Raw genomic sequence first — 13,579 nt, 5'->3', positions numbered from 1 at the left:
GGGCTCACTGCCAGTATAGAGCGGCCTGGCCGCCCTGCTTGCCCGCTTTACAGGTTTGGGAAGCGCTGGCGAATGGTACTGACCAGTTCGTTGAGGCTGGCGCTGTCGTGGGTATCCACACGTTTGCTATGCGTCAGCTCGCTTTCGTCGAGGGCGTCCTGCCCGGCGCGTTGTGCTTCGATCACCTGCAGCGTGGCGTCGGAAGGATCATCGCCCTGTTGCTGACGTTGCAAAAGCCAGCTGTTGATGACCGAATCGGGCGCCTGACAGTCGGCAATCAGAAAGGGGACCCCGGTCTCTTCGGCGATACCCAGAGCTGCCTGGCGCTGCGCACGCTTGAGGTAGGTGGCGTCGAGCACTACCGGGTAACCCGCGTGCAGGGCCAGATCGGCCAGTTCATTCAGGCGCTCGTACACCGACTTGCTGGCTTCGTCGCTATAGATGCCGGCATTCAACGGGTCGCCCGCATTCACCTGCTGTTCGCCCAGCAGGCGCTTGCGCTCGACGTCAGAACGGATGCGTATTGCGCCGAGTGCCTCGACCAGGCGCAGCGCAACCTGACTCTTGCCGACCGCGGAAACGCCGCGGGTGATGGCCAGGAAACGAACCGGAATGGCACTGTAGCTTTCCGCCAGGCTGGCGTAACCGCGGTACTGGCGCAGGATCACCGCCCGTTGCACGGCATCCTGTTCCTGGCCAAGGCGGAACAGCGCGACCTTGGCACGTACCAGGGCGCGGTGCGCCTTGTAGAGATTGAACACCTTCAGTGAGCCGTAATCGCCCGTGTGCTCCAGCCAGCCGTTGAGCAGGCGGCGTGCCAGGCACTTGAGGCCGCGATCCTCCAGGTCCATGACCAGGAAGGCGGTATCCAGGGCGATGTCGGTCAGGCGGAAGGGTTCGTTGAACTCGATGCAGTCGAACAGCGTGGCCTGGCCATCCAGCAAGGTGGCGTTACCGAGGTGGATGTCACCGTGGCATTCGCGGATGAAACCGTCTCGGGCTCTGGCTTCCAGATCCGGCCACAGTCGCTCGAGGCTGGTTTCAGCCCAGGCTTCCAGAGCGTCCAGCTGCTGCAGGTCTGCCTTGTCGCTGAGCATCGGGCGAATCTGCTCGAAGTTCTGGCGCAGAGGGGCGACGATGGCGGTGGCATTGCACAGCGAGTGATCGGACGCGACCGTTGGGGTGTGCAGATGGAAATCGGCGATCTGCTTGGCCAGGGCATCGATATGCGTTTCGTTCAGTTCGCCCCGTGTCTGCACCTGGGCCAGCAATTGTTCCTGGGGGAACTGGCGCATTTTCAGGGCGTATTCGATAGCCGAACCTTCGCCATCCAGGCGCGGAGCTTCGACACTGCCGCCGATCGGCAATACCTCCAGATACAAATCCCGGGTCAGGCGCTGATTGAGGCGCAGCTCTTCCTGGCAGAAGTGCTCGCGTGACGCCAGGGAGGTGAAGTCGAGAAAGCCGAAGTTCACTGGCTTCTTGATCTTGTAAGCATAGGGGCCGGTCAGCAGGACCCAGGAAATATGGGTCTCGATGACACTGAAACCGTCCACCGGATGCGGATAAAGGGCCGGGTTCTGCAAGGCGGTAATCAGGGCTTGGCTCACGGGTGATCCTTGGCGTGTATGGAAAGATGACAGGCGCGCATTATGACCCCTCTCCGCGGGGGTGCAAATCGCCAGGGGACAATCGCCTTTCAGCGCCGCCCACAGGGTTGTAGCGAAACGTGAACAGCCTCTCTGCAGTGCCTGCCGACGCTTCGCAAAGTGCGTATAATGCCGCGCCATGACTCGTACCCGATCTTCCCGCTCCCGTTCCAAACGCCGCCCCCGTGGCATGCGCCCCTTGCTGGGCTGGGCTGTAAAGCTTGGCCTGGTCGGCTTGGTGCTGTTCGCTGGTTTTGCGGTTTACCTCGATGCCATCGTCCAGGAGAAATTCTCCGGCAAGCGCTGGACCGTTCCGGCCAAGGTCTACGCCAGGCCGCTCGAACTGTTCGTCGGCCAGAAACTGGCCAAGGATGACCTTCTCAAGGAGATGGACGCCCTCGGCTACCGCCGCGAAAGCACGGCCAATGGTCCGGGTGCCGTTGCCGTGTCGGGTAACAACATCTCCCTGCACTCGCGCGGCTTCCAGTTCTACGAGAGCGTCGAGCAGGCGCAACAGGTCAACGTGCGCTTCTCGGGCGATTACGTCGCCTCGCTGACCAAGGCCGACGGCAAGGACCTGGCCGTGGCGCGTCTGGAGCCGATGCTGATCGGTGGCCTGTACCCGGCGCATCAGGAAGACCGCGTGCTGATCAAGCTCGATCAGGTGCCTGCCTATCTGGTGGAAACCCTGGTGGCTGTCGAGGACCGTGACTTCTTCGACCATTTCGGTGTATCGCCCAAGGGCATCGCCCGTGCGGTGTGGGTCAACGCATCCGCCGGCCAACTGCGCCAGGGTGGCAGTACCCTGACCCAGCAGTTGGTGAAGAACTTCTACCTGACCAACGAGCGCAGCCTGACCCGCAAGATCACCGAAGCCATGATGGCGGTGCTGCTGGAGCTGCATTACGACAAGCGCGAGATTCTCGAGGCCTACCTCAACGAGGTGTTCCTCGGCCAGGACGGCCAGCGTGCCGTGCACGGTTTCGGGCTGGCCAGCCAGTATTTCTTCAGCCAGCCGCTGTCCGAACTCAAGCTCGACCAGGTCGCGCTGCTGGTGGGCATGGTCAAGGGGCCTACCTTCTATAACCCGCGCCGCAACCCCGAGCGGGCGCTGGCGCGTCGTAACATGATTCTCGACCTGCTGGCCGAGCAGGGTGTGGTGTCACCGGAAGAAGCCGCTGCCGCCAAGGAGCGTCCGCTTGGCGTCACCCAGCGTGGCAGCATGGCCAATGGTTCGTTCCCGGCCTTCCTCGACCTGGTCAAGCGCCAGCTGCGTCAGGATTACCACGACGAGGATTTGACCGAAGAAGGCCTGCGCATCTTCACCAGTTTCGACCCGATCCTGCAGCTCAAGGCCGAGGAGGCCCTGGCTGAAACCTTCAAACGCCAGGCCGGGCGCAAGGGGTCCGATCAGGTCGAGGCGGGCATGGTGGTCACCAATCCGGAAACCGGGGAAATTCAGGCGCTGATCGGCAGCCGCCAGCCGCGCTTCGCCGGCTTCAACCGTGCGCTGGATGCGGTGCGTCCTATTGGCTCGCTGATCAAACCGGCCATCTACCTGACCGCCCTCGAGCGCCCCAGCCAGTACACCCTGACCAGTCGGGTGCTGGATGAGCCGTTCTCGGTGAAGGGCCAGGATGGTCAGGTATGGAAACCGCAGAACTACGACCGCAAGGCTCACGGCAGCATTTACCTGTATCAGGGGCTGGCCCACTCCTACAACCTGTCCACCGCCAAATTAGGCTTGGAACTGGGTGTGCCGAACGTGCTCAAAACCCTTGAGCGCCTTGGGGTGTCGCGACAGTGGCCAGCTTACCCGTCGATGTTGCTGGGGGCCGGTGCGCTGACGCCCATGGAAGTGACGGGCATGTACCAGACCCTCGCCAGTGGTGGCTTCAATACGCCGTTGCGCGGTATCCGGAGCGTGCTGACCGCCGAAGGCGAGCCGCTCAAACGCTACCCGTATCAGATTCAGCAGCGTTTCGACGCCGGTTCCATCTACCTGCTGCAGAACGCCATGCAGCGCACCATGCGTGAAGGTACCGGTCGCTCGGTTTACAGCCAGTTGCCGAGTTCGCTGACGCTGGCCGGCAAGACCGGTACCAGTAACGATTCACGGGACAGCTGGTTCGCCGGTTTCAGTCAGGATCTGCTGGCCGTGGTGTGGATGGGCCGTGACGACAACGGGCCGACTCCGTTTACCGGTGCGACCGGTGCGTTGCAGGCCTGGACCGGCTTCATGCGCCGGGCCGATCCGCTGCCGCTGGACATGCCGATGCCGGACAACGTGGTGCAGGCATGGGTGGATGCGGCGACCGGGCAGGGCTCGGCAGAGAATTGTCCGGGTGCCGTACAGATGCCGTATATTCGCGGCAGCGAGCCGGCTCCCGGGCCAGGTTGTGGTATCCAGGCCCCCGTCGACTCGGTGATGGACTGGGTAAAAGGCTGGTTGGAATAAGAGAGGTTTGACGTGAGTAAGTGGTTGATTCCCGTTTTGACTGCCTCGGTAGTGCTGGGAGGTTGTGCCAGCGTACCGCGTGGTTCCATTCCGGTCGTGGATTCCGGTACGTCTGCCTACGAGCAGGAAGACCGCCCGGGCAATGGCTATAGCAATGCGCCTGTGCAGCCGCAGCAACAGGCTCAGCCGTCGTCGGATGATTCCGGTGTGGTGGTCATGGTGCCAGGCGGCGGCAATCCGTCGGCGCCAATCGATACCTATGCCGCACCAGCGGGGGCGCCCGCCAGTGGTGGCGGCCTGACCTTCGACGAGCCGCCGCTGAGCAGCGAACCGCTGGGCTCGCCAGGCTACGGCAGTGCACCGCAGTCCCAGCCTCAGCAGCCTTCGATTCCCAGTGGCAGTCCGCGAGGCAACAGTGGCGGTCTGGCTGCCGATGAGCAACTCGATGGTCCGGTGCTGGCGCTGCTGACCAGCGCCCAGCAGCAGCAGACTGGCGGCGACCTCAACGGCGCGGCTTCCAGCCTCGAGCGTGCACAGCGCATCGCCCCGCGCGAACCGCAGGTGCTCTATCGTCTGGCGGAGGTTCGTCTGGCCCAGGGCGATGCTGCCCAGGCCGAGCAGTTCGCCCGTCGTGGTCTGAGCTACTCCAGTGGTCGTCCGGCTCTGCAGGCCAGCCTGTGGGATCTGATCGCCAAGTCTCGTGAGCAGCAGGGTGACGCAGCAGGTGCGGCACAGGCTCGTGAGCGAGCGCGGGTCAATCTGTGACGGCTGCCCCGATAACCCAAATCGCCGACCAGCTGTTGCTGGTCGAGCGCGCGTTGCGGTTACAGGGCTGGTGGGACGCAACGCCGCCGAGTGAGGAGGCACTCGCCAGTCAGGAGCCGTTCTGCGTGGACACGCTGGACTTCGCTCAGTGGCTGCAATGGATCTTCCTGCCACGCATGAAGGCCATCATCGAAGCCGGTGCCGATCTGCCCGCCGTATCTGGCATTCTGCCCATGGCCGAGCACGTCTACGGCGCGAACAATCGCGCGGCGGCCGAATTGCTCCAGGCACTGGGCGACTTCGACCGGTTGATCACTGCGGGCTGAAGCCCGCAGCCTTTCTCGTTACTTGCAATTCTCGGCGATCGCCTTCTTGCTGTCGGCAATACGCTTCTGACGCTCGTCTTCGCCGAGACGGCGCACTTCTCCACCATCTTCCACACGCACCCGCGGGTTGTTCTCCAGCTGCGCGAGGTTGTTGCGCTGGGTCTCGCAGTACTTGCGCAGTTGCACTTGCTGTTCGGCCACTTCCTTCTTGACCTTGGCGTCGGCGGCTGCCTGTTCCGGGTCGGCGATGTCCTTGAAGGTCGGCGCTGGCTTCGACTCCGTGGACGGTGGTGGCGGTGCGGCCTTGTTGACGGTGGTAGCTTGTTGGTCCTGCGGCGGTTGTTCACTGAAATGGGTGACGCCCTGGGCGTCGACCCACTTGTATACCTGGCCGGCCATGGCGGTTGTGCTCAGGGCGAGCGCCAGGCTGGTGGTGAGGATCATGCGGCGCATGGGAATTCCTTTTAGGGCAGTTTTGCCGAACCTTGCAGGGCCGGAACGGGATTTCAGGGTCAGTGTGCACGCTCTTGGCGACAGCGCGGAGTCTCTGCCGATTACTATAACCAAATCGGTTGCCCGTTCATCCTGCGCCGCTTCACATCGGCACGGGTTTTTCACGGCACAGGGCGCTGTATTTCTCCGTCGAGGGTGGATATGCCTGCCAAATGCATATTCCATCACGGACCACTTGACTTGCCGTCTTCGAATAACAACAATCGAATGCTCTCTGTAGTGGGGTAAGCCGCAAGCTTGCTTCAGCTCAGTAGACATGAGGTGCTACCCGCGCCGACCTTTCGTTACACCCGCAACGCGTTACCTCGCGCTGGGTGGGAAATCCCGAAGCACACCAGGGATGTTCCCAATACTTGCTCAGTTGTAGCTGACGTAGTCGGCGACCACAGTCGCTCATGCTCTGCTGGCAGTAAACCTACTCGGGCCGTACCTGCAAAAGGGCGGTTTTCTGGCGTTATAGAGGTGAACAACGTGGAGCTTTTATCCGGCGCTGAAATGGTCGTCCGCTCGTTGCGTGACGAAGGCGTGAAGTACATCTATGGGTATCCGGGTGGTGCCCTCCTGCACATCTACGATGCCTTGTTCAAAGAACCGGAAGTGACCCACATCCTGGTTCGCCACGAGCAGGCGGCGACCCATATGGCGGACGGCTATGCCCGCGCCACCGGCAAGGCCGGTGTCGTGCTGGTGACCTCCGGCCCTGGTGCGACCAATGCCGTTACCGGTATCGCCACCGCCTACATGGACTCGATCCCGATGGTGATCATTTCCGGTCAGGTGGCCAGTACCGTGGTTGGCACCGATGCCTTCCAGGAAGTCGACATGGTCGGCATCTCCCGCCCGATCGTGAAGCACAGCTTCATCATCAAGCATCCTTCGGAAATCCCCGAAGTGATCAAGAAGGCGTTCTACCTCGCCGAATCCGGTCGTCCGGGCCCTGTGGTCGTGGACATTCCCAAGGACATGGGCGATCCGACCCAGAAGTTCGAATACAGCTACCCGAAGAAGGTCAAGCTGCGTTCCTACAGCCCGGCGGTTCGTGGCCACTCGGGGCAGATCCGCAAAGCGGCGGAAATGCTCATCGCGGCCAAGCGCCCGATCATCTATTCCGGTGGCGGCGTAATCCTCGGTGGTGCTTCGGCACAACTGACCGAGCTGGCCCGCGCGCTGAACGTTCCAGTCACCAACACCTTGATGGGTCTTGGTGCCTACCCGGGCGACGACCGTCAGTTCGTCGGCATGCTGGGCATGCACGGCAGCTACACCGCCAACCTGGCCATGCACCACGCCGATGTCATCTTGGCAGTCGGTGCGCGCTTCGATGACCGGGTCATCAATGGTGAAACCGCCGCCAAGTTCTGCCCGAACGCCAAGATCATTCATATCGACATCGACCCGGCGTCGATCTCCAAGACGGTCAAGGCCGATATTCCGATCGTTGGCCCGGTCGACAGCGTGCTGAGCGAGATGGTCGCCGCACTCAAGGAAATCGAGCAGCGTCCGGACGGCGAATCGCAAGCCACCTGGTGGAAGCAGATCGAAGAATGGCGCGGCGGTGGTCGCCTGTTCCCTTACAACGAGGGTGACGGCAGCATCATCAAGCCGCAGACCGTGATCGAGACCCTGTGCGAAGTCACCAGAGGTGATGCTTTCGTCAGTTCCGATGTCGGCCAGCACCAGATGTTCGCCGCGCAGTACTACCGCTTCAACAAGCCGAACCGCTGGATCAACTCCGGCGGTCTGGGCACCATGGGCTTCGGCTTCCCGGCGGCCATGGGCGTCAAGCTGAACTTCCCGGACAGCGACGTGGCCTGCGTCACCGGTGAGGGCAGCATCCAGATGAACATTCAGGAGCTGTCGACCTGCCTGCAGTACGACCTGCCGGTGAAGATCGTCAACCTCAACAATGGCGCGCTGGGCATGGTTCGCCAATGGCAGGACATGCAGTACAGCAGCCGTTACTCGCACTCCTACATGGAATCGCTGCCTGACTTCGTCAAGCTGGCCGAGTCCTACGGGCACGTGGGCATCCGCATCACCGACCTGAAAGACCTCAAACCGAAGATGGAAGAGGCCTTTGCGATGAAGGACCGTCTGGTGTTCCTCGACATTGCCGTGGATACCAGCGAGCACGTCTATCCGATGCAGATTCGGGGTGGGGCGATGCGCGACATGTGGCTGAGCAAGACGGAGCGTACCTGACATGCGTCATATCATTTCCCTGCTGCTGGAAAACGAACCGGGAGCGCTGTCGCGTGTGGTCGGCCTGTTCTCCCAACGCAACTACAACATCGAAAGCCTGACCGTGGCACCGACCGAAGACCCGACCCTGTCGCGTCTGACGTTGACCACCATTGGCCATGATGACGTGATCGAGCAGATCACCAAGAACCTCAACAAGCTGATCGAAGTGGTCAAGCTGGTGGACCTGTCGGAAAACGCTCACATCGAGCGCGAACTGATGCTGGTCAAGGTCAAGGCCACTGGCGCCCAGCGCGCCGAGGTGAAACGCACCACCGACATCTTCCGTGGGCAGATCGTCGATGTGACACCGAGCGTCTATACCATCCAGCTCGCCGGTACCAGCGACAAGCTGGACAGCTTCATCCAGGCCATCGGCACCGCGCTGATCCTGGAGACAGTGCGCAGCGGCGTCACCGGTATCGCCCGTGGCGACAAGGTACTGAGCATCTGATCGCAGCATTGAAAATGCCCCGCCACGTGCGGGGGTTTTTTTTGCCTGGAATTTACCGTTGGCGGTTCCAGAAGGCGGCGATCAGCGGATCCTTGAGGCGCTTTTCCAGCGCGAACAGGCCGATGTCGTAAGCGGTCAGCGGGGGCTGAATATCGTAGATGCGGATGCGTGCGGCCAATGGGCTGTTGTCCAGCACGATCTGCGGGACCACGCCGATGCCGAACCCCAGGCTCACCATGCTGACGATGGCTTCGTTGCCGCTGACCTGGGCATAGATCCGCGGCTTGATGTTGTGGCTCTTCAACCACCTGTCGGTGCGGGTGCGGGCAAGGCCTTCTTCCGAGAGAATCATTGGCACGTCTTCCCAGCTTTGCGCACCGGGTCGTCTCAGTTGCTCTTCGCTCAACAGTTGAGGGGACTGCGGACCGATGAAGCGCAACTCCGAGCGGGTAATCGACTGGAACACGATGCCGGCTGGCACGCTGTCGGGGAGGGCGCCGATGGCAAGGTCTTCCAGCCCCAGTTGCACGCGCTCGACGGCCTTGGCCGGGTCGCCGGTGTGCAGCTTCATCTCGATGCGCGGGTAGGCCTGGCGGAAGCTGCTCAGGATGTCGTAGAGAAAACTGTAGCTCGCCGTCACCGAGCAATACAGGGACAGCTCTCCGTGCAGGACCAGCTGATCCTGCTTGAAGGTCTGACGAATGGCCTGCCAGCCGTTCATCACATCGCTGGCGTACTCGCGGAACTGCTGCCCCTCGCGGGTCAGTCGAACCGAGCGGTTGTCGCGCACGAACAGAGGGGCGCCGAGTTCCTCCTCGAGTTGCTTGATGCTGCGGCTTAGCGCGGAGGCGCTGACGTGCTGCTCGCGGCTGGTTTTGCCGAAGTGCAGGTTGTCTGCCAGAGAGAGAAAGAGCTTGAGTGCGTGGCTATCCATTGATGTTTCATATATCGGCATGTTGTGTTGCAAATATATCATTTTACGCAATGGGGCGGATCACTTAAGGTGGCTCCGTCGCGGTGCTAGCACCCCATCCCTTTCGATTCAAAAGAGCCAAGAACATGAAAGTTTATTACGACAAAGATTGTGACCTCTCCATCATCCAGGGCAAGAAAGTCGCCATCATCGGTTACGGCTCCCAGGGCCACGCTCAGGCGTGCAACCTGAAGGACTCCGGTGTGGACGTCACTGTCGGTCTGCGTAAAGGCTCGGCCACCGTTGCCAAGGCTGAGGCCCATGGCCTGAAAGTGACCGACGTTGCTGCCGCCGTTGCCGGCGCCGACCTGGTCATGATCCTGACTCCGGATGAGTTCCAGTCCCAGCTGTACAAGAACGAAATCGAGCCGAACATCAAGAAAGGCGCCACGCTGGCCTTCTCCCACGGCTTCGCTATCCACTACAACCAGGTCGTTCCGCGCGCTGACCTCGACGTGATCATGATCGCGCCGAAAGCGCCGGGTCATACCGTGCGTACCGAGTTCGTCAAGGGCGGCGGTATCCCTGACCTGATCGCTGTTTACCAGGACGCTTCCGGCAACGCCAAGAACGTCGCCCTGTCCTACGCTTCGGGCGTTGGCGGTGGTCGTACCGGCATCATCGAAACCACCTTCAAGGACGAGACCGAAACCGACCTGTTCGGCGAGCAGGCCGTTCTGTGCGGTGGCACCGTCGAGCTGGTCAAGGCCGGTTTCGAAACGCTGGTCGAAGCTGGCTACGCGCCGGAAATGGCCTACTTCGAGTGCCTGCACGAACTGAAACTGATCGTTGACCTCATGTACGAAGGCGGTATCGCCAACATGAACTACTCGATCTCCAACAACGCCGAGTATGGCGAGTACGTGACCGGCCCTGAAGTCATCAACGCCGAATCCCGTCAGGCCATGCGCAATGCACTCAAGCGCATTCAGGACGGCGAGTACGCCAAGATGTTCATCAGCGAGGGCGCCACCAACTACCCATCGATGACCGCCAAGCGCCGTAACAACGCCGCCCACGGTATCGAAATCATCGGTGAGCAACTGCGCTCGATGATGCCGTGGATCGGTGCCAACAAGATCGTCGACAAGTCCAAGAACTGAGTCGGATTCGATCAAGAAAGAACGCGGCCCTGGCCGCGTTTTTTCGTTATGGGGCAGGCTTCTGGTATAAAGCCCGGACGCCAATGCCGACGTTAGGGCGAACGCTTGCCCGGCGACTCGGTCGAAAATTCAAATCCGCGACAAGGTGTTGTTCATGAGCGAGCGTCCGCAAGAGCCAAAATCGTCCAAGGACGATGAAAGCTTACTGCCCATCGACGAACATATTGAGGAAGGGCACGACGACGAGGGGCGCAAGGTTCGCCACCGCGGCATCTACCTGTTGCCCAATCTGTTCACGACCGCGAACCTGTTCGCCGGCTTCTACGCCATCATCAACGCGATGAACGGCAACTTCTACGTGGCCGCCGCCGCGGTGTTCGTGGCCATGGTGCTGGACGGTCTCGACGGTCGCGTCGCGCGTCTGACCAATACCCAGAGCGCCTTCGGTGCCGAATACGACTCGCTGTCCGACATGGTCGCCTTCGGTGTGGCACCGGCGTTGCTGGCTTTCGAGTGGGCACTTGGCAGCATGGGCAAGGTCGGCTGGATGGTCGCCTTCATCTATGTAGCGGGCGCTGCGTTGCGTCTGGCGCGCTTCAATACCCAGATAGGCAGCGTCGACAAACGCTACTTCATCGGTCTTGCCAGCCCGGCCGCCGCCGGCGTGGTGGCTGGTACGGTGTGGGCGTTCAGTGACTTCGGCATCAAGGGCTCCAACATGTCCTTCGTGGTGGCGATCCTGGTTGCCGCGGCAGGCATGCTGATGGTCAGCAATATCAAGTACAACAGCTTCAAGAACCTCGACCTGAAAGGCCGTGTGCCGTTCGTGGCGATTCTTGCCGTGGTACTGGTGTTCGCCGTGGTGTTCAGCGATCCACCGCGCATCCTGCTGCTGATCTTCCTCGCCTACGCGGCTTCGGGGCCGATCCAGTACCTGCTGCGTCTGCGTCGTCGCCAGACCAACGAGTGATGTAATTTCCTGCAGACTCCGTAGTCTATTGGGCAAGCCTGTCCCGATACTGCGGAGTCACCATGCTGATCAAGCTCCCCCCGTCATCCGAATGCAAAGAGTCGGATGTCACTCCCGAGTCCATCTACCTCTCCCGTCGTACCTTCATGTCCGCTGCCGCCGCCGGTGTGGCGCTGGGCAGTGTGCCTGCGTGGGCACAGGCATCGGTTGCCGAGCGCTACGCGGATGTCGAGGTCGGGCAGGCGCCGGCCTGGCTGAGCGAGCGCATCGCTGCCACCAAGTGGGAGGCGGTGACCGTCAAGGACGAAGCGCTGACACCCTTTCGGGATGCCACCCACTACAACAACTTCTATGAGTTCGGCCCCGACAAGTCGGACCCCGCCGCGAATGCTGGCAGCCTGAAAACCGAACCCTGGTCCGTGGTGATCGACGGTGAAGTCGGCAAGCCGGGTCGCTATGCGCTGGAAGACTTCATCAAGCCCTATCAGTTGGAGGAGCGCATCTATCGCCTGCGCTGTGTGGAGGCCTGGTCGATGGTGATTCCCTGGATCGGTTTCCCCATCTCCGCGTTGCTCGATAAGGTGGAGCCTACCTCCGCCGCGAAATTCATTCGCTTCGAAACCCTCGAGGATCCCGACAGCATGCCGGGGCAGCGCTCGCGTTTCGGCCTGATCGACTGGCCCTACGTGGAAGGGTTGCGGCTTGATGAAGCGATGCATCCGCTGGCCATTCTTGCCGTGGGTATGTACGGCCGCGAACTACCCAACCAGAACGGCGCTCCGTTGCGGTTGGTGGTGCCATGGAAGTATGGCTTCAAGAGTATCAAGTCCATCGTGCGCATCAGCCTGGTCAGCGAGCAGCCGCAGACCACCTGGCAAAGCATCGCTGCACAGGAGTATGGCTTCTACGCCAACGTCAACCCGACCGTCGACCATCCTCGCTGGACCCAGGCCCGTGAGCGACGGCTGCCCAGTGGGCTGTTCAGTCCCAACGTTCGCGAGACTCAGATGTTCAACGGTTACTCCGATGAAGTCGCCAGCCTTTATAGCAACCTCGATCTACGGAAGAATTATTGATGCGGCATCCGGTATGGCGGCTTTGCGTGTTCCTGTTGGTTGCGGTCTGGCCGCTCTATTGGTTGTACCAGGCCTGGCTCTTCGCCTTGGGGCCGGATCCTGGCAAGGTGCTGGTCGAACGCTTGGGGTTGGGAACGCTGATCCTGTTGCTCATTACATTGAGCATGACGCCGCTGCAGAAACTCAGCGGCTGGTCCGGGTGGATGGCCGTGCGTCGTCAGCTCGGTCTCTGGTGCTTCGCCTATGGCGTGCTGCACCTGATTGCGTACGCGGTTTTCATCCTCGGCCTGGACTGGTCGCAACTGGCTGTCGAGTTGCGCAAGCGGCCCTATATCATCGTCGGCGCTATCGCCCTGTTCGGGCTGCTGCTATTGGCGGTCACCTCCAATCGCTACAGCCAGCGGCGCCTCGGCAAATCCTGGAAGAAGCTGCATCGCCTCATCTACCTGATTCTGCCGCTCGGCTTGCTGCATATGTTGTGGGTCGTGCGGGCCGACCTCGAAGAATGGGCGGTTTATGCCGTCATGGGCGGGTTGCTGCTGATGCTGCGGATCCCGCCGGTAATGCGCCGAATTCCGCGCCTGGCGGGGAGAAGGGCGGAAACTTCGAATAAACCTGAAATAACCCCTTGACCTGATTTCGTGGGGGCCTATAATGCGCACCACTTCCGGCGCGGCCTGATCTGAAAACTCCTTACTAAACAAGGAGTTAGATGAAAATAAAGGTTGCACGGACGGCGAATTCGAGTAGAATGCGCCGGCATCGACAGGGTGGTTTGAGTGGTTCTGTTGATGGTTCGATCAGGTTTGATCGAAGGCGGTAAAGAGGGTGTTGACAGCGGTTTGTAACGCTGTAGAATGCGCCTCCCGCTGGAGAGAAGATGATCTGGTGGGGCGCTGCAAGGTGTTGAGAAGAAAGAAAAAGTTCTTCAAAAACAGCTTGACAGGAAATGAGGCTGCTGTAAGATGCGCGCCTCGGTTGAGACGAAAGACTTAACCAAACGTTCTTTAACAACTGAATCAAGCAATTCGTGTGGGTGCTTGTGGGTTAA

Annotated in this window: 12 protein-coding genes; 9 read left to right on the top strand and 3 right to left on the bottom strand. The window is 61.0% G+C overall.

Annotation, left to right across the window (positions count from 1 at the left end; translation table 11 throughout):
- Positions 1-47: 47 nt before the first annotated feature.
- Positions 48-1,610 carry a bifunctional aminoglycoside phosphotransferase/ATP-binding protein gene (locus tag QRN22_RS10670; protein WP_042553026.1) on the bottom strand — a complete coding sequence of 521 codons (1,563 nt, stop codon included), beginning with the start codon at positions 1,608-1,610 and terminating at the stop codon, positions 48-50.
- A gap of 178 nt (positions 1,611-1,788) precedes the next feature.
- On the opposite strand from QRN22_RS10670, the gene mrcB reads away from it, so the two are divergent.
- Genes mrcB through QRN22_RS10655 form a run of 3 tightly spaced genes read left to right on the top strand, consistent with a single transcriptional unit; the run spans position 1,789 to position 5,198 of the window.
- The gene (gene mrcB, locus QRN22_RS10665; RefSeq protein WP_156152675.1) at positions 1,789-4,107 is read left to right on the top strand and encodes a penicillin-binding protein 1B; all 2,319 of its coding nucleotides are present in this window, start codon (positions 1,789-1,791) and stop codon (positions 4,105-4,107) included.
- 12 nt (positions 4,108-4,119) lie between these two features.
- Positions 4,120-4,872, top strand: a complete 753-nt coding sequence (locus QRN22_RS10660) for a tetratricopeptide repeat protein (RefSeq protein ID WP_042553028.1) — start codon at positions 4,120-4,122, stop codon at positions 4,870-4,872.
- Positions 4,869-5,198, top strand: a complete 330-nt coding sequence (locus tag QRN22_RS10655; RefSeq protein WP_042553029.1) for a YqcC family protein — start codon at positions 4,869-4,871, stop codon at positions 5,196-5,198. The genes QRN22_RS10660 and QRN22_RS10655 overlap by 4 nt, the downstream gene beginning before the upstream one ends.
- Before the next feature lie 18 nt (positions 5,199-5,216).
- Here QRN22_RS10655 and QRN22_RS10650 read toward each other — a convergent pair whose 3' ends face one another.
- The gene (locus tag QRN22_RS10650) at positions 5,217-5,651 is read right to left on the bottom strand and encodes a DUF4124 domain-containing protein (RefSeq protein ID WP_042553030.1); all 435 of its coding nucleotides are present in this window, start codon (positions 5,649-5,651) and stop codon (positions 5,217-5,219) included.
- Positions 5,652-6,182: 531 nt separating this feature from the next.
- On the opposite strand from QRN22_RS10650, the gene QRN22_RS10645 reads away from it, so the two are divergent.
- Both QRN22_RS10645 and ilvN read left to right on the top strand, forming a co-directional pair.
- Positions 6,183-7,913: an acetolactate synthase 3 large subunit gene (locus tag QRN22_RS10645; RefSeq protein WP_042553045.1), complete on the top strand. Its 1,731-nt coding sequence runs from the start codon at positions 6,183-6,185 to the stop codon at positions 7,911-7,913.
- 1 nt (position 7,914) lies between these two features.
- A complete protein-coding gene (gene ilvN / locus QRN22_RS10640) occupies positions 7,915-8,406 on the top strand; it encodes an acetolactate synthase small subunit (RefSeq protein WP_042553031.1) in 492 nt (163 codons plus the stop codon).
- 52 nt (positions 8,407-8,458) lie between these two features.
- Here ilvN and ilvY read toward each other — a convergent pair whose 3' ends face one another.
- A complete protein-coding gene (gene ilvY, locus QRN22_RS10635) occupies positions 8,459-9,340 on the bottom strand; it encodes an HTH-type transcriptional activator IlvY (RefSeq protein ID WP_042553032.1) in 882 nt (293 codons plus the stop codon).
- 125 nt (positions 9,341-9,465) lie between these two features.
- On the opposite strand from ilvY, the gene ilvC reads away from it, so the two are divergent.
- The 4 genes from ilvC (at position 9,466) to msrQ (ending at position 13,160) form a co-directional block, all read left to right on the top strand.
- A complete protein-coding gene (ilvC, locus tag QRN22_RS10630; RefSeq protein ID WP_042553033.1) occupies positions 9,466-10,482 on the top strand; it encodes a ketol-acid reductoisomerase in 1,017 nt (338 codons plus the stop codon).
- Between the two features lie 154 nt (positions 10,483-10,636).
- Positions 10,637-11,452 (top strand): CDP-diacylglycerol--serine O-phosphatidyltransferase, encoded by an 816-nt coding sequence (gene pssA, locus QRN22_RS10625; protein ID WP_042553034.1) that lies wholly within the window; start codon positions 10,637-10,639, stop codon positions 11,450-11,452.
- Between the two features lie 62 nt (positions 11,453-11,514).
- Complete coding sequence (gene msrP / locus QRN22_RS10620; protein ID WP_042553035.1) at positions 11,515-12,528, top strand: protein-methionine-sulfoxide reductase catalytic subunit MsrP; 1,014 nt, start codon at positions 11,515-11,517, stop codon at positions 12,526-12,528.
- Positions 12,528-13,160 (top strand): protein-methionine-sulfoxide reductase heme-binding subunit MsrQ, encoded by a 633-nt coding sequence (gene msrQ, locus QRN22_RS10615; RefSeq protein WP_285402541.1) that lies wholly within the window; start codon positions 12,528-12,530, stop codon positions 13,158-13,160. The genes msrP and msrQ overlap by 1 nt, the downstream gene beginning before the upstream one ends.
- Positions 13,161-13,579 lie beyond the last annotated feature (419 nt).

Origin of the sequence: Pseudomonas sp. MEJ086 (genome assembly GCF_030209025.1) — a bacterium.
Classification (GTDB): Bacteria; Pseudomonadota; Gammaproteobacteria; order Pseudomonadales; family Pseudomonadaceae; genus Aquipseudomonas; species Aquipseudomonas fulva_A.
This window is presented reverse-complemented; position numbering and strand designations above follow the sequence as displayed.